The organism is Aeromonas sp. S11(2024) (assembly GCF_041402345.1).
GTDB lineage: Bacteria > Pseudomonadota > Gammaproteobacteria > Enterobacterales > Aeromonadaceae > Aeromonas > Aeromonas veronii.
Genome location: NZ_JBGLRC010000003.1, coordinates 86,822 through 107,542 on the forward strand (window position 1 = coordinate 86,822; position 20,721 = coordinate 107,542).

The window sequence follows — 20,721 nt, forward strand, 5'->3', positions numbered from 1 at the left end:
ATGTCAACCAGAGGATGATGTCATGACACTTTGCTTAATCCTGCTGGCGCTGTTACTGAGTGGCTGCAGCCCGGTCACAGAGTCAGAAGAAACACCCACCCTGACCCGGGTGATCGCCCAGCCGCTGCAAGCCAGCGATCACTACCCGGTGCTGCACCGCTTCAATGGCCGGGTGATCGCCCCCGAGCACAGCCAGATAGGCTTCGAGCAGGCAGGGCGGATCGCCACTCTGCACAAGGGACGCGGAGAGCCGGTCGCGGCTGGCGAACTGCTGGCCACACTGGATACCCGGCTGCTGGCAGTGGAAGCCAAAGAGCTGGCCGCCCGAGCAGCCCAGAACGAGGCCGAGCTGACCCTTGCCCGACAGACGCTCGACCGGCTCACCGCCCTGCGCCAGCAGCAGTTCAGCTCCCGTCAGGCGCTGGATGAACAGCAAGGCAAAGTCCGCATGCTGGAGGCAAGCGCCAACCAGCTGGCCGCAGCCCTGGAAGCCAACCGGGTCAAACAGGAGAAATCACAGCTGCGCGCCCCCTTCAACGGAATTGTGGTCAGCCGCGAGCAGGCATTGGGGGCCGTGGTGGCCGCAGGTCAGCCTCTCTTCTCCCTGACCCGCAGCGGCCAGTGGGAGGCCGATATCGGCGTGCCGGTGAAACAGGCCGAGTCCCTGATCGTCGGCCAACGCTATCCCCTGCAAAGCGGGGCGCAATCACTGGAGGGGCGCCTGCTTAATCTGGGGGTACAAGTGGACGGGCAGACCCACACCCGCACCGCCCGCTTCCAGCTGACCCGGGGCGGCGAACAGCTGGCAGAGGGGCAACTGATCACCCTGTTGCATCAGACCCGCGAGCCCACCCGCGCCTACGAGGTGCCGCTCACCGCGCTGACCCAGGGATTGCGCGGCAGCTGGACCCTTTATCTGCTCAATGACGAAACGCCACCCCGGGTGGTCAGTCGGGACGTAACCCTGCTGCAGCAAGATGGCGAGCGGGCCTGGATCAGTGGTGCCCTGAACGGACAAGAACAGCTGGTGACCGATGGCCTGCATAAACTGGTGCCGGGCCAGCAGGTCACCCTGACAACCAGCGTGGAGCATCAGGCAGGCCATCCGGAGCCACAGTCATGATCCGCCCGTTTATCGAGAATGGCCGCCTGCTGCTGTTGACGGTCGCGCTGCTGCTGACGGCTGCCCTTGCTGCATTGCAGACCCTGCCCAGAACCGAAGATCCCCAGCTCACCAGCCGTTTTGCCAGCGTGGTTACCCACTTCCCCGGGGCCAGCGCCGAGCGGGTGGAGGCGCTGGTGAGCGAGCCTATCGAGAACCGGCTGCGGGCCCAGAGCGAGATCAAGCTGATCGAGTCGAGCTCTCGCCCCGGTCTCTCCATCATCAATCTGGAGCTCAAGGATGAGGTCAGCGATGTCGAGCCCGTCTGGTCCAGAGTCCGTGACCGGCTGGCAGATCTTGCCGCCGGACTGCCAGCCGGCGCCAGTGCCCCCAAGCTGGATGATGAGAAAGGCTATCCCTTCACCCGGCTGGTCAATGTGGTCTGGCGCGGACCGGGCCTGCCGCAGCTGGATCGCCTCGCCCGTTACAGCGCCGAGCTGGAACGCCGGGCTCGCCAGCTGCCGGGTACCGAATACGTCGAGCGGGTCGGGGCACCGCAGGAGGAGATCGAGGTGCGGTTCGATCCCCTCGCCCTCAGTGCCAGCGGCATGAGTGGCGAACAGCTTGCCCAGGCGCTGAGCGGTGCCGATGCCAAAGTGGCCGCCGGGGAGTTGCAGGGCAGCCACAATCGCTTTCAGGTGGAGATCCGCGGCGCCCTCGATACCCTGGAGCGGATCCGCCAGATCCCGCTGCGAACCGGCGAGCAGGGCCAGACCCTGCGCCTTGGCGATCTTGCCGAGGTAAGACGTACCCTGCACCAGCCGGAGAGCCAGCTGGCTTTTGCCAATGGTGAACGGGCCGTGGTGGTCGGCCTGCGCATGGCACAGGATCACCGCATCGACCTCTGGTCGGCACGGGTCGATACCATGCTGGCCCAGCTGCAACAGGACTTGCCGGATAATATCGGCCTCGTCACCAGCTTCGATCAGCAGCGTTATACCGATCAGCGGCTCGACACCCTGCTCATCAACATTGTGCAGGGCTTCCTCATCATAGTGGCCGTGCTGCTGGTGACCTTGGGAGTCAAGGCCGCCATTATCGTGGCCCTGTCGCTGCCGCTTACCGTAGCGTTCTCATTCGCCTGCATGAACCTGATCAATTTGCCCATTCACCAGATGTCGGTCACCGGTCTGGTGGTGGCGCTCGGGATCATGGTGGACAACGCCATCGTCATGGCGGATCGGGTGCAGTATCAGCGCCGTCACGGCATGGCCATGAGTGCCGCCGCACTGGAAGCCATCGGCCACCTCTGGCTGCCACTGCTGGGCTCCACCCTCACCACCATGCTCGCCTTTATGCCGATCATTCTGATGCCGGGCCCGGCGGGCGAGTTTGTCGGCGGTATCGCCTGGGCGGTGATCTGCTCGCTGCTGGGATCCTACCTCATCGCCCACACCCTGGTGGCTGGCCTCGCAGCCCGCTGGATTGGCAGTGATCAGGGGGGACGCTGGTATCAGGATGGCTTGCACCTGCCCCGGGTGAGTGCCCGTTTCCAGCAGAGCATCGCCATGGCGCTGGCTCACCCCTGGCGAACCCTGCTGTTGGTCAGTCTGCTGCCCCTGCTCGGTTTCTGGGTGGCGGGCCGCCTCACCGAACAGTTCTTTCCCCCTGCCGACCGGGACATGATCCACATCGAGGCCAGCCTCTCCCCACAGGCGAGCCTGACGCGCACCCGCGAGCTGGCACTGGGGATCTCCGCCGAGCTGGCCAGCCTCCCCGAGCTGGTTCGTCAGGATTGGGTGGTGGGCGACAACGCCCCCAGCTTCTACTACAACCTGGTGCCCAGAAAACAGGGGCGGGCCGATTACGCCCAGGGGATGATCACCCTGCAGGATGCCAATGCTGCCGAGCGGCTCATTCCACAACTGCAGCAGCGGCTCGATGCAAGATTTCCCGAAGCGCAGATCCTGGTGCGCAAGCTGGAACAGGGCCCGCCCTTCAATGCCCCGGTCGAGCTGCGGCTGTTTGGCCCCGACCTCGAACAGCTGCACCGTCTGGGAGAGGAGCTTCGCAGTCTGCTCGCCAATACCCCGGCCGTGGTGCAGACCCGCGCCACCTTGCAGGCAGGGGCCCCCAAACTCTGGTTGCAGGTCGATGAGGAGGCCGCCCGACTGGCAGGCATGAGCCTGACCGATGTTGCCTCCCGGCTGGCGGGCGCACTGGATGGCAGGTTGGGCGGCACTGTGCTGGAAGGCACCGAGTCAATCCCGGTTCGGGTGCGACTGGCCGAGCCCTTGCGTCAGGATCCGGATGCACTGCTCAATGTGCCGCTGTCGCTCACCGGCACCGGCCAGCAAGGGGCAGCCAATCTCACCTTGCGGGCGCTGGCCACTCCCGAGCTGCTGCCAAGCTGGGGGGAGATCAGCCGTCGGGATGGTGAGCGGGTCAATGTGCTGGAGGCCTATCTGGCGGTCGGCGTACTGCCGCAAACTGTGCTGGAGCAGGTCAAAGAGAGGCTGGCCACCAAGGCGCTGGCGTTGCCGCCGGGCTATCGACTGGAGTTTGGCGGGGAAGCCGCCAAGCGGGATGAATCGGTGGGCAATCTGATGGCCCATGTCAGCCTGGTCGCCGTGCTGCTGGTGGCGGTGCTGGTGCTCAGCTTCAACTCGTTCCGGCTGGCAGGCATCGTCACCCTGGTGGCGATCCAGTCGGCGGGGCTCGGGCTGCTGTGGGTCTGGCTGCTGGGGTACCCCTTCGGGTTTACGGTGATCATCGCCCTGCTGGGACTGATGGGGCTGGCCATCAACGCCGCCATCGTCATTCTGGCCGAGCTGAAGGCAGACCCGCTGGCACAACAGGGCAATCTGCCGCAGATCCGCGATCTGGTGGCCGGTTGCAGCCGCCACATCGTCTCGACCACCATCACCACTGTGGGCGGCTTCATCCCGCTATTGCTGGGGGGCGGCGGCTTCTGGCCCCCCTTTGCCATCGCCATCGCAGGTGGCACAGCGCTGGCGACCCTGCTCTCGTTCTACTTTGTGCCGGTGGCGTTTGTGCTGTTCAACCGCCGCCGTCCTGACCCGATGCAGGAGAGTTGCAACGCGCAAGATCAGTTGTCGGGCTGACCCAGCATGGCTTTGAGCCGCTCTTCCAGAGTGAGCTCGGGGGCCTTGAGGGTCGCCATAAAGAGCTGCTCGATACCGGCCTTGTCCTGACTTTTCACGATAAACACCAGTCGGGACTGGGCCTTGCCCTCCGGCCAGTCGCCCAGCGCCTGCAGCGGATAGAGCTGGCCGTGGACGCCGTGGATCACCACCGGCTGGCTCTCTCCTTCCAGCTGCAAGATCCCCTTGAGGCGCAGCAGGGCATCGCCGTATTGGGCCTGCACCGCATCGATGGCGGCCAGCAGGCGAGAGGGCTTGAGCGGCTCACCGATACGCAGGGAGAAACTCTCGATGTTGCCGTGCTCGAAGTGGGTGGGCGCAGCTGTGCCCACCTTGGCGGCGAACGGTTGCATCTTCGGCTGCATCGGTGATGCCAGCCCCTGCTTGGGGGATTCGGTGCGCAGCCAGGCCTGCAGCTGGCGCACATCGCGCCCCGCCGCTTCGTTGTAGGCGCCGAGCTTCTCCAGCACTGCTGGCGACAGTTCGCCATTGGTCACCCGCTCGATCGGGGCCGCCGGATTGAGGGCCGCCAGCTGGGCTTCGACCCGCGCCAGCTGTTCGTCCTCCACCAGATCCCCCTTGCTCACCACCAGCAGATCCGCCAGCGCCACCTGTTTCACCGCTTCATATTGAGCCGCCAGCTGCTGCTCGATATGGCCGGCATCCACCACGGTGACAGTGCCATCGAAGCGGTAGCGCTGGGCGATAAAGCCCTCTTCCCTCAACGTGAACAGCACAGGGGCCGGATCTGCCAGACCGGTGGTCTCGATAATCAGCCGCTTGAACGGTTTGATCTTGCGCTGGATGGCCTTCATAAAGAGCCCCTGCAGCGCCTCCACCAGAGAGCCCTGCACCGAGCAGCAGATGCAGCCGGAGTCGAGCAGCATCACCTGCTCATCCACCTGTTGCACCAGATGGTGATCCAGCCCCACTGAGCCGAACTCGTTGATCAGCACGGCGCACTCGCCAAGCTCCGGCTGCTTGACCCAGTGGTTGAGCAGCGTTGTCTTGCCGCTGCCGAGAAAGCCGGTCAGCAGGGTCACTGGGATACGGGTATCTTGCATATCGGTCATGTCAGATCCTTACCGGTTGGCAAACAGGTCGCTGAGCCAGCGGTTTTCAAAGCGGCCATGGGGATCGAGTTCGGCTTTCAACGCCACGAAGTCGTTCCAGCGCGGCAGCAGGGCCGGGAAGTCATAGAGATCCATCGCCAAGTGCTTGCCGAAGTGGGGAATGCCGCCAAGCGGCGACAGCAGTTGTTGCAGCTCGCGCATCTGCTCCATGGAGCCGTTGACGAAGGTGCCGTCCGCCGCCAGATAGACCAGAAAACCGATCCAGCAGACCGACTGGCCATAGGCGGCGCTGAGCCAGGCCTCGGAAGGGCCGGTGCAGCGCAGGATAAAGGGGTAGTGCAGTACGCCCGGATTGGCCTGCTGCCACGCTTGCAGAGTCTCCAGCGCCTCGTTCATGCGATGAAGCGGCACCGCCACCTCACAGTTGATCTGGGGGGCCGGGATCCCCTTGCAGAGAATTTGGTAGACGTTACCCACCAGATCGGAGGCATCCTTGAAGCGGCGCACCGTCTCGAAGTGCTCGCCAGCCAGCGCCTCATCCTTGGTGTCTTTCGCCATCTTCTGCAAGGTGGCATCAATGGTGGCATTCATGCGGGCGTCGATATCGCCATCCAGCAGCAGCGGCTCGCTACCCGCGACCCGGTAACGGGCCACCTCCTCATCAGAGGCGGGATCCACCAGCCAGATGTGGCTCTCGCCGGTCCAGGCAAACCACCAGCTCTTCACAAAGCCGTGCTCACGGTTGAGCCGCTCGTTGTGTTCCAGCAGGAAGGGGTAATCGGTGGTGAACTTGGTGCAGCGCATAATGCGGTTGGACACGGTGCGCAGGGTGACGTCGAGCAGGATGCCGAGCATCCCCATCCCCATCACGAAGGCGCCGAAGCGCGGATCGGTGCGATCCACCCGGATGATGTCGCCACTGGCCAGCATCACCGTCATCGCCTCTACCGCATCGCACAGGGCAGACTGATGCAGCCCCTGACCGTGGGTGCCGGTGCTGAGGGCACCGCCCAGGGTCTGGATGCCGATAACCCCGGGGGAAGCCGGCAGCATCCGCTCCATGGCGATCAGCTCGGCATAAACGGTATCGAGCGGCGTCCCCGCCTGATAGGTCACGGTATCGGCCGTTTTCGCCAGCTGGCCGCGCAGGTGGTGCAAGTCCACCAGCAGTGCCTGACTGCCCTCGGCATAGACGCTGTGGATGGGTTCGAAGGAGAGGCCGGAACCGATAAGGCGCAGCTTGCGCTCGGGGTATTCCCGCAGCAGCGCTTGCAGCTCGTCGCGGCTTTTCGGGCGCCACACCTGATCCAGCGCCCCGAGGGGATTGGTTCTCGACCAGTTGAACAGCACCTCCCGATTACCGATCGCCTTGATGCTGTGAAATGCCTGGAACTGAACCGTCATACCGCGCCTCATCTTTTACTGACGTCAAAATGAGCGCCGATTCTACCGAAAAGCGAGCCGCAAGGCATGGAAAACAAGCCCCTGCACTCGAGGGGGGATAGGGAGAGAGCACTTCCCTACCCTGCCAGACGGGAGCGAGGCCGCCCGTCTGTCACCGATAAATCAGGTGGCGTTCGGGATGCCTCGTACCCCATCTGGCTGCCGGGTTTGTGCCTCTTCCGGCAGCAGCTCCTCGCAGAACTGGCGCAGCGGCATGGGGCGGGCAAACAGGTATCCCTGCAGATAGTCTACCCCTTTGGCCCTGAGGTAGTCAGCCTGACGCTCACTCTCCACCCCTTCCGCCACCAGCGCCAGACCGAGCCGGGTCGCCAGATCGATCACGTTGTCCACGATATGTTCCGAGAGGGACTCGGTACCGATGCGGGCGATAAAGGATTTGTCGATCTTGAGGTAATCCACATGAAACTGCTGCAGGTAAGCCAGGCTGGAGTGGCCGGTGCCAAAGTCGTCGATGGCGAGTTTGACCCCCATCTCGTCCAGCTGGCGGAATAGGGAGAGGGTCTGGGGATCTGACATCAGCAACTCCCGCTCGGTCAGCTCCAGCACCAGTACCACCTTGCCGGGGAGGAAGTGGCCGAGGAAGGCGCGGCACTCGGCCAGCAGGGCAAAATCGTGGCAATGAGCGGCGCTGATGTTGAAACTGATATGAAACCCATCGGGCAACTGCTCCTGAGAGCGGTTCAACCGTGTCGCCACCTGCTTCATGATATGGGTGGTCATGGGGACGATCAGTCCCGACTCCTCCGCTTGCGGAATAAAGAGATCGGGCCGAATCACCCCTTCATTGACATGCTCCCAGCGCATCAGCACCTCGGCGCCCATCATCTTGCCGTCGTGGCTGGCAATCAGCGGCTGCAGATAGGGAACAAACTCCCTGGCCCGCAGGGCACGTCGCAACTCATCTGTTGGCGAGCCGGGCCGCCCCAGCACCCACCACACCAGCCAGGCCAGCAAAAGCGAGGAAACCGCCAGCCACGACAGCGCCACATGCCGCGCGGCCCACAGCGACTTCCAGTAGACCGGCATGGCATAACCGGCATGGATGGTGAAAGGATAATGGGATGAGGTGAGGGCCTGGCTGATCCCGCGATGGAGGGTGGGCGCCTCGCTCAGATAGCGGCCAGACTCATTGAGCCAGGCCGACCCCACCTGAAGATAGAGCGCACTGGATTTTCCGCTCATGGAGAGCATGAAGCTGAGCTGGGTACTGTCGATGGCGCTCAAGGCGGCATCCTTGCCCTGTTCGGTGCGCACTACCAGCAGCGGGTGATTTTGCCGCACCCGGTTGCCACTCATCAGCAGCAGCTTGCGGCCGGTGTAGATGGAGCCATCATCGGCATCATTGGCCTCACCAAACAGCGAGGTGCAATTAATGATGCCGTTTCGCACCAGATTGACCGAACGCAGGAAGGGCTCGATGGCGACCTTCTTGCGCAGCACCAGCAGATTGTCGCGACAGGGAGCATTCACCAGAGGCAGCACGGAGCGATTGGCCTGCTCCGCATGATCCAGCATCGACTCCATCAGGGTTCTTGCCTTGTGGGCCGAGGCGCTGGATTCCGCTTTCAGCTCCTGCACATAATTGCTGTGGATGAGCCAAGCTCCCACCAGCAGCGGCAGGGTAAAGACCAGCAAGGCACCGCCGAAGCGTAACCCGGTTCGGGAGAGATCGATCCTGAACAGAAACATAAAGAACCACGCCGCAATTCGTCAGGCCTGCCAACGCAAGCACCCAGTGAACAGATATCCACTTTCCCTCGATAACGATGCCTCATCATTACCGCACATAACCGAACAACATAACCCAAAGCGTTTATAAAACGAACCACCAAACAGGTGGTTGGATCTCTCTAGCAAGGATCGTGCAAACAATCTTCAAAAAATACGGTGAATAACACACAAATAAATAATGCCGCGTAAATACGCGGCATTATTGGCTTCTTATCGCACAAATCGCGCAAGAACTCCGTTAAACGGCTTGCTGCAGGATCACCGCATCGGCCTTCTTGGTGTAGGAGGCGATCTCGTTGAAGTTGAGGTAGCGGTAAGTATCTGCCGCAGTGGCATCGAGCGCCTTGGCGTATTGCAGGTACTCCGCCACGGTCGGGATCTTGCCGAGGATGGCGGCAACGGCGGCCAGCTCCGCAGAGGCCAGATAGACGTTGGCACCTTTACCCAGACGGTTCGGGAAGTTACGGGTGGAGGTGGAGACCACGGAGGCTCCTTCCGCTACCCGCGCCTGGTTGCCCATGCACAGGGAGCAGCCCGGGATCTCGATGCGGGCACCGACGCGACCAAAGATGCCGTAGTAGCCCTCTTCGGTCAGCTGATCCTTGTCCATCTTGGTGGGCGGCGCGATCCACATGCGGGTCGGCAGCTCGCCCTGATACTTCTCGAGCAGTTTGCCGGCGGCACGGAAGTGACCGATGTTGGTCATACAGGAACCAATGAACACCTCGTCGATCTTGTCGCCAGCCACGTCGCTCAGCAGACGGGCATCGTCCGGATCGTTCGGCGCACAGAGGATCGGCTCCTTGATGGTGGCCAGATCGATCTCGATGATTTCGGCATACTCGGCATCCTTGTCCGCTTCCATCAGGGTCGGGTTGGCCAGCCACTCTTCCATCCCCTTGATGCGACGGGTGATGGTGCGCACGTCACCGTAGCCTTCGGAGAGCATCCATTTCAGCATCACGATGTTGGACTTCAGGTACTCGATGATCGGCTCTTTATCCAGCTTGATGGTGCAACCGGCGGCAGAGCGCTCGGCGCTGGCGTCCGCCAGTTCGAACGCCTGCTCTACCTTCAGGGTCGGCAGACCTTCGATCTCGAGGATGCGGCCGGAGAAGATGTTCTTCTTGCCCGCTTTCTCGACGGTCAGCAGCCCTTTCTGGATGGCGGCATAGGGGATGGCATGGACCAGATCACGCAAGGTGATGCCCGGTTGCAGTTCGCCCTTGAAGCGCACCAGCACGGACTCCGGCATATCCAGCGGCATCACGCCGGTGGCGGCGGCGAAGGCCACCAGACCGGAGCCCGCCGGGAAGGAGATACCGATGGGGAAACGGGTGTGAGAGTCACCACCGGTACCCACGGTATCCGGCAGCAGCATGCGGTTCAGCCAGGAGTGGATGACGCCGTCACCCGGACGCAAGCTCACACCGCCGCGGTTCATGATGAAATCCGGCAGGGTGTGGTGGGTCTGCACGTCGATGGGCTTCGGATAGGCCGCGGTGTGGCAGAAGGACTGCATGGTCAGATCGGCGGAGAAGCCGAGACAGGCCAGATCTTTGAGCTCGTCGCGGGTCATCGGGCCCGTGGTGTCCTGAGAGCCGACCGTGGTCATCTTGGGCTCGCAGTAAGTGCCCGGGCGAATACCCTTCACGCCGCACGCCTTGCCCACCATCTTCTGGGCCAGGGTGAAGCCTTTACCGGTATCGGCCACCGGCTGCGGGCGACGGAATACGGTGGAGAACGGCAGACCCAGCGCTTCGCGGGCCTTGTCAGTCAAGCCGCGGCCGATGATCAGCGGGATACGGCCACCAGCGCGTACTTCGTCGATCAGTACGTCGGTTTTCAATTCAAACTGTGCCAGCACCTGGTCGGTGCCGTGTTTGCAGATCTTGCCGGCATAGGGGTAGATGTCGATCACATCGCCCATTTCCAGCTTGGAGACGTCCACTTCGATAGGCAGAGCGCCGGCATCTTCCATGGTGTTGAAGAAGATCGGGGCAATCTTGCCACCCAGGCAAACGCCGCCAGCGCGCTTGTTCGGCACGAACGGAATGTCGTCGCCCATAAACCAGAGCACCGAGTTGGTGGCGGATTTGCGGGAAGAGCCGGTACCGACCACGTCACCCACGTAGGCCAGCGGGAAGCCTTTCTCTTTCAGGGCATCGATGGTCTTGATGGGGCCGACGGCGCCATCCTTGTCCGGGGTAATGCCGGGACGGGCGTTTTTCAGCATCGCCAGCGCGTGCAACGGAATATCCGGGCGGGACCAGGCGTCCGGTGCCGGCGAGAGGTCGTCGGTGTTGGTTTCGCCGGTCACCTTGAACACGGTGACGGTGATCTTCTCGGCCAGCTCCGGGCGGGAGAGGAACCACTCGGCATCAGCCCAGGATTGCATCACCTGTTTGGCGTGGACATTGCCCGCCTTGGCCTTCTCTTCCACGTCGTGGAAGGAGTCAAACATCAGCAGGGTGTGGGAGAGCCCCTTGGCGGCAAGCGGCGCCAGAGTGGCGTGATCCAGCAGGTCGATCAGCGGCTGAATGTTGTAACCACCCTGCATGGTGCCCAGCAGCTCAACAGCTTCGGCGGCAGTCAGGATGGGAGAGTGGGCTTCGCCCTTGGCGACGGCGGTGAGGAAACCGGCTTTGACATAGGCCGCTTCATCAACACCGGGGGGAATACGGGAGGACAACAGCTCTTTCAGAAAGTCTTCTTCGCCAGCGGGCGGGTTTTTGAGCAGCTCAACCAGGGCGGCGACCTGCTCTGCATCCAGAGGTTTGGCAACCACGCCCTCGGCGGCACGTTCTGCGACGTGTTTACGGTATGTTTCAAGCACGACTAATTCCTCTTTGGTCTTTTTTTGGGGTTCGCCCACGCTCGCGGCGATCGTCCTTGCGGGACACCCCGTAGGGTGCTCCCCACTATATAAGTTTTAACGACTAATTAAAATCCAAACCCTGTTTACTTATTCACCACAAGGTCGTAACCAATTAAACAGACTGGTGTTTTTTGAAAATTAATTGAACGCCCTCAACCATAGTTAACAAATTGGCATCATTTCGGCATTATTCGAACGTACTGCCCAATTGCAGATAGAAGACGTCATTGCCCCCCTCCGCCATGCCGTAGCCGAGGAACACAGGGCCAAGGAAGCTCTCCACCCCGACATAAAGCGAACCGGCGGTGAAGGAGCTCTCCAGACTGATATCCTCACCCTTGTTCCAGACCCCGCCCTGCTCCAGAGATCCACCCAGATAGAGCGGCATCTTGAGGGCACCAAAGTCGTTGTCCGCCACCCGATAGATGTAGCGCAGGCCACCAAACAGGCTGTAGCGACCGCTCAGCTGGTAGCGCTGGAAACCGGAGAGGCGGAACAGCCCGCCCAGATCCTGAATATGCAGCGGCACCACCTCTTCACTGCCCGAGCCACCCCCTTCGAGGATCAGGTTGAGGCTGTGCCTGTCCCATGACCAGGGCTTGATCATCGAGAGCTGATAATTCCAGCCTTCACTGCGACCATCTGCCGACTCGAGTCCATCCACACTGACGTGGGAGTGGCCCAGTTTCATGTCCCATTTCATCCCCTGATAGGGGAAATAGCGGCTATCCAGATTGTCGTGTTCAAAGCGGACATAGGGGCCCCACGCCGTGGCATCCATCTCCAGCCCCTTGAAGTTCTTCACATCAATCGTGCCCAGTTGTCCCTCCAGTCCCATCGACAACCGGCTCCAGGGCTGGCGGTTCCAGCCCACCGCCAGATCGCCGCTGAAGAAGGAGTATTCGGAGTCGAGATAGCTTATCGAAACCATCTCGGGATCCGGATTGGGGAAAAACAGGCGGCGCAGGGTCTGGTCATAGGCCAGACTCGCCTCACCATAGAAGGTCTGGGAGGGTTCGAGCGGGGTATAGAAGTCGGTCTTGATATGTTTGGCCGTGCCCAGCGACGCCTCGGTCAGCCACTCCGCCCCCCACTCGTTGACGTTGGTGAGGGTATAGGACATGCCGACGTTGTAGTTGGAGGTGTTCTCGAAGTCATCGGTGAAACCGAACTGGAAGTTGAGGTAGCCCGGCCCCCAGTTCTTCTCGCTGGCATCCACCAGCAGTACATTCTCCCCGTCACGCTCCTCCACCTCGTAGGTGATGCGATCGAACGACTCAAGGGCATAGAGACGGCGAATGCCCGCTTCCAGACTCTCGTTGGTCTGTACCTTGTCCGGCCGCACTTTCAGCATGGCGCGCACCGTCTCGTCGGAGAGGCGCGACTTGTTGATGATCTCCACCTTGTCGATGAAGTAGGCGGGCTGACCGCTACGCTCGGCACGACGGCTCAGCTTCTGGTTGCGATAGGCGTTGTACTGCGCCTTGGTGAGCGACAGCTTATCGAGTTGCAACGACACCTTGTCAGCCGCCGTCTCACCGATCTTGATCCCCTCCGGCATCCGGGCAAAGTCGGCGATCCCCATATCGCCAAACTCGGGGGCGATCAAAATATCCTTCGGTCCCATCAGCGCCTTCTGCTTGTCGGTGCCCACCTGGGTCATGTAGGTGGTGAGCTGGTCAATCATCGCCAACCCTGACTTGAGGGACTCCCGGGTACGCAGCTTGGCACCGATATCCACCGCGATCACCACGTCGGCCCCCATCGCTTTGGCGACATCCACCGGCATGTTGTTGACGCTGCCGCCGTCCGCCAGGATGTGGCCCTCCCACTCCACCGGCTTGAGGGCGCCGGGAATGGACATAGAGGCCTGCATCGCCTTGGCCAGGCTGCCGTGATCCAGCACAAAGGGGGTGACCGTCTCCATGTCGGTCGCCATGGCGCGGTAGGGAATGGGGAGATCGTCGAAACTCGCCTGCACCGGCAGGTTGGAGGTGGCCCCCCGCAGCAGGCTGGCCATGGATTGGCCCTGGAAGAAACCGTCCGGCAGCTGGGTGGTGTCACCATTCACCCCTATGTCGGTGCGCAGCTGATACTGCTCGTTCTGCTGCTTTTTGCGCAGCGACAGCTCGTCGCGGCCCACCTTGTCCTGATAGCCCTTGTTCCAGTCGATGGCCAAGGTGGTGCGCTCCACCTCCTCGGCACTGAGCCCCATGGCGTACATCCCCGCCACATAGGAACCCATGCTGGTACCGACTATGATATCGACCGGAATCCGTTTCTGCTCCAGCACCTTGAGAATGCCGATATGGGCCGATCCCTTGGCGCCGCCGCCGCTGAGCACCACCGCAATTTTCGGGCGATCCCCCTGTGCCGCCACAGCCAGCAGCGGCATCGCCGCCAGCATCACCAAAAGCAGACGGGTCCATCCCGCACCTAAGCTGCGCATCATATTTTCCATATTATTCAGAGGGTCAGTCACCAAGGATGGCCTCTACTATAAGGGGCCCGGCAGTTAGCGCAACCGTCAATCCGCATCCCGCCTGTGCAGCATGGCAAAGGGGCAAGCCGCCGCCCCTGTGAGCGCAAACGTAATCCGCAAATAAAGGGCTGCAAGCCTCATGGGTAGCGCCGCGCTGCCGCTAATATGAGCGTCGTCAATCTCAACCTTTTGAGCACCTTTATGCTGGCAACCCTCACTCTTAAACAGAAAATACTGGCCACGGTCACCCTGGCCGTGGTCGTCTCCTGCCTGCTGGTAGGCTACTTCAGTCAACGCTCGGCCCAGCAACTGATCGAAAACCGGATGTTCGAGCAGGAGCTCCCCAACCTGACCCAGCGGATCAGCAAGGAGATTGAACAGGATCTCCACGGCATCGCCCAGGCAGCCCGCCAACTGGCCACCGACCGTTTCATCCTCGACTGGGTGGATCGGGGCATGCCCAAAGAGCAGGAGCCAATCCTCATCAACCAGCTCAAGGATGTGGCCAACCAGTATGGTCTGGTGACCGCCTCCTTCGCCGATCGCCAGACCGCAGCCTACTACAACCAGGATGGCTTTCTGCGCAACCTGACCCCCACGCAAGATGCCTGGTTCTATGACTACACCAAGAGCCAGAAGGAGATGACCCTCAGCATCTTCCGCGAGAGCAACGGCGAGGTGAAGCTGTTCGTCAACTTCCAGCAGCTCAACGGGCGCGGGCTGGCCGGCTTTGCCAAATCCCTCGACACCATGGTGACCATGGTCTCCAACTTCCGGCTGGAAGAGAGCGGCATCGTCTTTATGGTCGATGGCAGCGGCAAGGTGAAGCTGCACCCCGAGGCCAACCGCATCGAGCGTGACACGCTTGGCAACATTGCCAGCGGTGATACCGGCAGCCTGCTGGCCAAACGCCCCTTTGCCGTTATCAACGCCGAAGTCAATGGCGAGCCCATGGTACTGGCCAGCAGCTATATCCCGCTGCTCGACTGGTATCTGGTGGCCCAGGTGCCAGAAGCCGAGATCTATGCCGAGCTGGATCAGACCCGCAACGAGATCCTGATGATCTCGCTGGTGATTGCGCTGGCCATGGGGCTGATGGGGATGCTGCTGGCAGGCTCGGTCAGCCGCCCGCTCAACGAGCTGGCCCGCCTGTTCAAGGAGCTGGGCAGCGGCGATGGGGATCTCACCCAGCGCCTCAAGGTGGAAGGACGTGACGAACTGAGTCAGGTCGCCACCGGCTTCAACAACTTCGTCGCCAAGATCCACGGCTCCATCGAGCAGGTGGCGGAGAACTCCCGCCAACTCGCAGCCACAGCCAACGAGGTGGCCAACAAGGCGCAGCTGACCCAGCACAACTGTACTGCCCAGCGTGACCGCACCGTGCAGGTGGCCACCGCCATCCACGAAATGGGGGCCACGGTGAGCGAGATCGCAGGTAACGCTTCGCTGGCAGCCGAAGTAGCCAGACAAGCCAACGACCAGGCCGATGCAGGGGCAGTAGTGGTGGCGCAGGCGCGCCACGGCATCGTCGACCTCTCAGGCGAAATTGAGCAGGTGGCAGGGGTTATCGAATCGCTGGCGAGCCAGACCGACTCCATCGGTAGCATCCTCGAAACCATCCGCAGCATCTCGGAGCAGACCAACCTGCTGGCACTGAACGCCGCCATCGAGGCCGCTCGCGCCGGTGAACAGGGTCGAGGTTTCGCCGTGGTGGCAGATGAAGTGCGCAATCTGGCCAACCGCTCCGCCGCCTCGACTGCCGAGATCCAGGGGATGATCAACCGCTTGCAGGAGCAGAGTGCCCGCGCGGTCAGCGCCATGGCGCAGGGGCGTAACCAGAGTCTGGAGGTGGTGAGCCAGGCCGATGAGGCCAACGCCGCCCTCGGCCAGATCACCGCCCACATCACCCAGATCAACGACATGAATATCCAGGTCGCCACCGCCACCGAGGAGCAGTCGAGCGTGGTCGGCGAGATCAACCGCAACGTGGAAGATATCAACCAGCTCACCATGGAGACTGCCGATATCGCCCACCAGCTGACCGAGTCCAGCCGCAGCCTGCAGCAGCTCTCCGGTCAGCTGGACAAGCTGGTTGGCAACTTCCGGCTCTAACCAGCACCTTGACCTGAGTCATCAACAACAGAGAGCGCCGTGGCGCTCTCTGTTGTTTTGGTGGCGGCTAATCCTGCATAGCAGTCAGCCCTTGCCATCCCGTTTGCGCTGATACATCAGCTCATCCGCGCGGGTGAGCAGCTCGGCAAGGGAAGCACAGCCGCGCCCGTCATAACAGACAATCCCGGTGCTGCAGGTCAGCGCATAACCGCAACCACTGTGCTGATTGTGCTCGGACAACATGGCATTGAAACGCTCATAGGCTAGTTGTGCCTGCGCCTCTAGCACATTGGGCAACAGGACGGCGAACTCATCGCCGCCCATGCGGGCAAACACGTCTGCGCCCCGAAAAGCCTGCTTGAGCAGAGTGGCAAAGGCGATCAGAGCCCGATCCCCTTCTGCATGCCCCCACCGATCGTTGATCCCCTTGAAGCCATTGAGATCCAGATAGAGCAGCGCCAGCGGCATCTGCAAGCGACTGGCCAGCGAGAGGCTCTTCTCCGCCAGCATCACGAACCCGCGCCGATTGGAGATCAAGGTCAACTCATCAATGGTGGCCAGCTGCACCGCTTCGAGCTCCCGCACCACCATCGCCGCCAGATCCTTGAGCAGCCCCACATCCTCCTCACTCAATTCCCGTGGCACCGTATCGATGATGCAGAGCGTCCCCAGTTTGCAGCCGTTGGCGATCCGCAGTGGCTGTCCGGCATAGAAGCGGATGCCGGGCCCCCCCACCACCAGCGGATTGTCGGCAAAGCGGGGATCCTGCGAAGCATCCGGCACGATGAAGGTCTCATTGCCCATGATGGCGTGGCCACAGAACGAAATGTCCCGGGCGGTCTCACGGACCTCCAGTCCGATACAGGATTTGAACCACTGGCGATCTTCATCCACCAGACTCACCAGCGCGATGGGGACATTGAACACCCGTCGGGCCATGCGGGTCAGCCGGTCAAACCGCTCCTCAGCCTCGGAATCGAGCAAAGAGAGCCGCCGCAGGGTCTCCAGCCGCAATGCCTCATCGGGTGGAATGGGTGCTTCTAGCATCGTGCCTCTCTCGTCAGTGCCAAAACCTATCTTTAGCATATTGGGCTTTGTCGAAGTCGGGGCAGCAAGGAGAAAACAAAAAGCCGCTCATTCGAGCGGCTTTTTAGACAAGCGGGTAAGAAAATTACTTTTTCTTCTTGGCCTTGGCGTTCGGCAGGTCGGTGATGGAGCCTTCGAACACTTCGGCAGCCAGACCCACGGATTCGTGCAGAGTCGGGTGAGCGTGGATGGTCAGCGCGATATCTTCGGCGTCAGCACCCATTTCGATGGCCAGACCGATTTCACCCAGCAGTTCACCGCCGTTGGTACCCACGATGGCACCACCAATGACGCGGCCGCTCTCCTTGTCGAAGATCAGCTTGGTCATGCCGTCGGAGCAGTCGGACGCGATGGCGCGACCGGAAGCAGCCCACGGGAAGGTGGCGACTTCGAAGTTCAGGCCCTGTTGCTTGGCTTCCTTCTCGGTCAGACCAACCCATGCCATCTCTGGCTCGGTGTAGGCGATGGACGGGATCACTTTCGGGTCGAAGTAGTGCTTCTTGCCGGCGATAACTTCAGCGGCAACGTGACCTTCGTGAACACCTTTGTGCGCCAGCATCGGCTGACCCACGATGTCGCCGATGGCGTGGATGTGCGCCACGTTGGTACGCAGCTGCTTGTCCACCTCGATGAAACCGCGCTCGGTCACGGCAACGCCTGCCTTCTCGGCATCCAGCATCTTGCCGTTCGGCACACGACCTACTGCAACCAGCACGTTGTCGTAACGAACCGGCTCGGCCGGGGCGTGCTTGCCTTCATAGGAGACGTACAGACCGTCTTCGCGAGCTTCAACTGCGGTGACCTTGGTCTCCAGCATGATGTTGAATTTCTTGGCGACGCGCTTGGTATAGATCTTGACGATGTCTTTGTCGGCAGCCGGAACCAGCTGGTCGGCAAATTCCACCACGTCGATCTCGGAACCCAGAGAGGAGTAAACGGTACCCATCTCCAGACCGATGATGCCGCCACCGATAACCAGCAGTTTGCCGGGAACGGTTTTCAGCTCCAGCGCATCGGTAGAGTCCCATACGCGGGGGTCATCGTGGGGGATGAACGGCAGCTTCACCGGACGGGAACCGGCCGCGATGATGGCGTTGTCAAAGGTCACGGTAGTCTTGCCGTCGGCACCTTCCACTTCGAGGGTGTTCGGGCCGGTAAATTTACCCAAGCCGTTAACAACCTGAACTTTACGCATCTTGGCCATGCCAGCCAGACCGCCGGTCAGCTGGTTGATAACCTTCTCTTTCCACAGACGGATCTTGTCGATGTCGGTCTGCGGTGCACCGAAGACGATGCCGTGCTCGGCCAGCGCCTTGGCTTCTTCAATCACTTTGGCAACGTGCAGCAACGCCTTGGAGGGGATGCAGCCCACGTTCAGGCAGACGCCACCCAGGGTGGAGTAACGCTCGACGATAATAGTATCCAGACCCAGATCGGCTGCACGGAAAGCAGCGGAATAACCGGCAGGGCCAGCACCCAGTACTACGACCTGGGTTTTGATTTCTTTACTCATCATGACCTCTTTGTCGTTCTTATATCCCCGGACAGCGCAGTCTTATACCGAAACGGGTGGCTGCAGCCGTGAAAAAAACGGGGCAAGTTTACGATCATGTTAATGAAATGAGAAGTAAAAAGGGCAGGCTCTGGGCCCGCCCTCTCACTTACAGGACCAGTCGACGAATGTCGGACAGCACGCCGTTCATGGTGGTGATGAAGCGAGCCCCATCGGCACCATCGATCACGCGGTGGTCGTAGCTCAGAGCCAGCGGCAGCATCAGGCGCGGCGCGAACTCTTTACCGTTCCACTTCGGCTTCATCTCGGACTTGGAAACACCGAGGATGGCCACTTCTGGCGCGTTGACGATCGGGGTAAAGCTGGTACCGCCGATGCCACCCAGGCTGGAGATGGTGAAGCAACCGCCCTGCATGTCGGCAGCGGTCAGCTTGCCGGCACGGGCCTTCTTGGAGATCTCGGCCAGATCGCGAGACAGCTCCATGATGCCCTTCTTGTTCACATCGCGCACCACGGGCACAACCAGACCGTTGGGGGTATCTACCGCCACACCGATGTGGATGTACTTCTTCATGATCAGCTTGCTGCCATCTTCGGACAGGGAGCTGCAGAAGCGCGGGTGAGCTTCCAACGCCTTGGCGGCGGCTTTCAGGATGAACACCAGCGGGGTGATCTTCACGTCGGCCTTCTGCTTCTCGAGCATCGCGTTCTGCTCTTTGCGGAACACTTCCAGCTCGGTGGTATCGGCTTCGTCGAACTGAGTGACATGAGGGATCATGACCCAGTTACGGTGCAGGTTCGGACCGGAGATCTTCTGGATGCGGGTCAGCTCGACCTCTTCCACATCACCGAACTTGCTGAAGTCTACTTTCGGCCACGGCAGTACGCCCAGACCGTTGCCACCGGCTACGCCGGCAGAAGCAGGAGCGGACTCGGCACGCTTGATGGCATCCTTCACGTAGGCTTGTACGTCTTCTTTGACGATGCGGCCCTTGCGACCGGAGGCTTTCACCTTGGCCAGGTTGACGCCGAACTCGCGCGCCAGACGGCGTACCGCCGGAGAAGCGTGCACGTAGGCGTCGTTGGCAACGAAATCGGTCGCAGCGGCAGTGGCCTGGGCAACCGGAGCCGGAGCAGCGGCAACAGGGGCTGCAGCGACCGGAGCGGCAGCTTGAGCAACCGGCGCGGCGGCAGGAGCAGCGCCAGCTACTTCGAAGACCATGATCAGGGAACCGGTGGAGACCTTGTCACCCGCCTTCACCTTGATCTCTTTGACCACACCGGCGAACGGAGCAGGCACTTCCATGGAGGCCTTGTCACCTTCCACGGCGATCAGGGACTGGTCAGCTTCAACCTTGTCACCCACGGCAACCATGATCTCGGTGACTTCCACTTCGTCGCCACCGATATCCGGTACGTTGACCTCTTTGGCAGCAGCGGCAACCGGGGCAGCAGCCACGGGCGCGGCAGCTTGAGCCGGAGCAGCAACGGCAGCAGGCGCAGTGCCAGCCACTTCAAATACCATCACCAGAGAGCCGGTAGAGACCTTGGCACCAGCGGCAACCTTGATCTCGACTACGCGGCCTGCGAACGGTGCCGGTACTTCCATGGAGGCCTTGTCACCTTCCACGGTAATGATGGACTGGTCGGCTTCTACCATGTCACCCACGGCAACCATGATTTCAGTCACGTCCACTTCGTCGTCACCGATGTCCGGTACGTGCACATCTTTGCGCACGGCAGCGGCAGGTGCGGCGGCCGGAGCAGCAGCAACCGGTGCAGCCACTTCAGCAGGGGCTGCAGCGCCTTCGGCTTCGAAGATCATGATCTGGGAACCGGTGGCAACCTTGTCGCCCACCTTGATCAGGATCTCTTTGACGATACCGGCTGACGGGGCCGGTACTTCCATGGAGGCCTTGTCGCCTTCTACCGCGATGATGGACTGGTCCAGCTCGACCTTGTCACCCACGGCCACCATGATCTCGGTGACTTCAACTTCATCGGCGCCGATATCCGGCACCATAATCTGTTTGGACATTGTGCTTTATCCTCTTGCGTCGATCCGCGTGACTGGTTGATGCCGCCACGCACATCTCGCGTTAACCGTTTTAAATCC

The 20,721-nt window shown here is 61.4% G+C and carries 11 protein-coding genes; 3 read left to right on the forward strand and 8 right to left on the reverse strand.

Annotated features, from left to right (window positions below; translation table 11 throughout):
* Window positions 1-22 precede the first annotated feature (22 nt).
* Both ACB040_RS03715 and ACB040_RS03720 read left to right on the forward strand, forming a co-directional pair.
* Complete coding sequence (locus tag ACB040_RS03715) at window positions 23-1,123, forward strand: efflux RND transporter periplasmic adaptor subunit (protein ID WP_371153288.1); 1,101 nt, start codon at window positions 23-25, stop codon at window positions 1,121-1,123.
* Window positions 1,120-4,227, forward strand: a complete 3,108-nt coding sequence (locus tag ACB040_RS03720; protein WP_371153290.1) for an efflux RND transporter permease subunit — start codon at window positions 1,120-1,122, stop codon at window positions 4,225-4,227. Before ACB040_RS03715 ends, ACB040_RS03720 begins: the two co-directional genes overlap by 4 nt.
* Here the strand turns inward: ACB040_RS03720 and ACB040_RS03725 are convergent.
* The 5 genes from ACB040_RS03725 to ACB040_RS03745 form a co-directional block, all read right to left on the reverse strand.
* On the reverse strand, window positions 4,212-5,339 hold the full coding sequence (locus tag ACB040_RS03725; RefSeq protein ID WP_371153292.1) for a GTP-binding protein: 1,128 nt from the start codon (window positions 5,337-5,339) through the stop codon (window positions 4,212-4,214). The genes ACB040_RS03720 and ACB040_RS03725 overlap by 16 nt on opposite strands.
* 9 nt (window positions 5,340-5,348) lie before the next feature.
* On the reverse strand, window positions 5,349-6,743 hold the full coding sequence (locus ACB040_RS03730) for a D-arabinono-1,4-lactone oxidase (RefSeq protein ID WP_338773543.1): 1,395 nt from the start codon (window positions 6,741-6,743) through the stop codon (window positions 5,349-5,351).
* 162 nt (window positions 6,744-6,905) lie between these two features.
* A complete protein-coding gene (locus tag ACB040_RS03735) occupies window positions 6,906-8,492 on the reverse strand; it encodes an EAL domain-containing protein (protein WP_005355079.1) in 1,587 nt (528 codons plus the stop codon).
* A gap of 280 nt (window positions 8,493-8,772) precedes the next feature.
* The gene (gene acnB, locus ACB040_RS03740; RefSeq protein ID WP_160880585.1) at window positions 8,773-11,370 is read right to left on the reverse strand and encodes a bifunctional aconitate hydratase 2/2-methylisocitrate dehydratase; all 2,598 of its coding nucleotides are present in this window, start codon (window positions 11,368-11,370) and stop codon (window positions 8,773-8,775) included.
* Between the two features lie 229 nt (window positions 11,371-11,599).
* Window positions 11,600-13,861, reverse strand: a complete 2,262-nt coding sequence (locus ACB040_RS03745; RefSeq protein WP_338774955.1) for a patatin-like phospholipase family protein — start codon at window positions 13,859-13,861, stop codon at window positions 11,600-11,602.
* 234 nt (window positions 13,862-14,095) lie between these two features.
* Between ACB040_RS03745 and ACB040_RS03750 the strand changes: the two genes are divergently transcribed.
* On the forward strand, window positions 14,096-16,006 hold the full coding sequence (locus ACB040_RS03750) for a methyl-accepting chemotaxis protein (RefSeq protein ID WP_110304492.1): 1,911 nt from the start codon (window positions 14,096-14,098) through the stop codon (window positions 16,004-16,006).
* Window positions 16,007-16,090: 84 nt separating this feature from the next.
* Here the strand turns inward: ACB040_RS03750 and ACB040_RS03755 are convergent, their stop codons facing one another.
* From ACB040_RS03755 to aceF, 3 genes are all read right to left on the reverse strand, one after another.
* Window positions 16,091-17,053 carry a sensor domain-containing diguanylate cyclase gene (locus ACB040_RS03755; RefSeq protein WP_371153297.1) on the reverse strand — a complete coding sequence of 321 codons (963 nt, stop codon included), beginning with the start codon at window positions 17,051-17,053 and terminating at the stop codon, window positions 16,091-16,093.
* A 124-nt stretch (window positions 17,054-17,177) separates the two neighbouring features.
* Window positions 17,178-18,605: a dihydrolipoyl dehydrogenase gene (lpdA, locus tag ACB040_RS03760; RefSeq protein ID WP_005336123.1), complete on the reverse strand. Its 1,428-nt coding sequence runs from the start codon at window positions 18,603-18,605 to the stop codon at window positions 17,178-17,180.
* 148 nt (window positions 18,606-18,753) lie between these two features.
* Window positions 18,754-20,643: a pyruvate dehydrogenase complex dihydrolipoyllysine-residue acetyltransferase gene (gene aceF / locus ACB040_RS03765; protein WP_338773537.1), complete on the reverse strand. Its 1,890-nt coding sequence runs from the start codon at window positions 20,641-20,643 to the stop codon at window positions 18,754-18,756.
* Between the last annotated feature and the right edge of the window lie 78 nt (window positions 20,644-20,721).

Excerpts from the sequence above, each read along its gene's own strand:
- ACB040_RS03715 (WP_371153288.1), top strand. The coding sequence starts at position 23 with ATGACACTTTGCTTAATCCTGCTGGCGCTGTTACTGAGTGGCTGCAGC.
- ACB040_RS03720 (WP_371153290.1), top strand. The coding sequence starts at position 1,120 with ATGATCCGCCCGTTTATCGAGAATGGCCGCCTGCTGCTGTTGACGGTC.
- ACB040_RS03725 (WP_371153292.1), bottom strand. The coding sequence starts at position 5,339 with ATGACCGATATGCAAGATACCCGTATCCCAGTGACCCTGCTGACCGGC.
- ACB040_RS03730 (WP_338773543.1), bottom strand. The coding sequence starts at position 6,743 with ATGACGGTTCAGTTCCAGGCATTTCACAGCATCAAGGCGATCGGTAAT.
- ACB040_RS03735 (WP_005355079.1), bottom strand. The coding sequence starts at position 8,492 with ATGTTTCTGTTCAGGATCGATCTCTCCCGAACCGGGTTACGCTTCGGC.
- ACB040_RS03745 (WP_338774955.1), bottom strand. The coding sequence starts at position 13,861 with ATGCGCAGCTTAGGTGCGGGATGGACCCGTCTGCTTTTGGTGATGCTG.
- ACB040_RS03750 (WP_110304492.1), top strand. The coding sequence starts at position 14,096 with ATGCTGGCAACCCTCACTCTTAAACAGAAAATACTGGCCACGGTCACC.
- ACB040_RS03755 (WP_371153297.1), bottom strand. The coding sequence starts at position 17,053 with ATGCTAGAAGCACCCATTCCACCCGATGAGGCATTGCGGCTGGAGACC.
- lpdA (WP_005336123.1), bottom strand. The coding sequence starts at position 18,605 with ATGAGTAAAGAAATCAAAACCCAGGTCGTAGTACTGGGTGCTGGCCCT.
- aceF (WP_338773537.1), bottom strand. The coding sequence starts at position 20,643 with ATGTCCAAACAGATTATGGTGCCGGATATCGGCGCCGATGAAGTTGAA.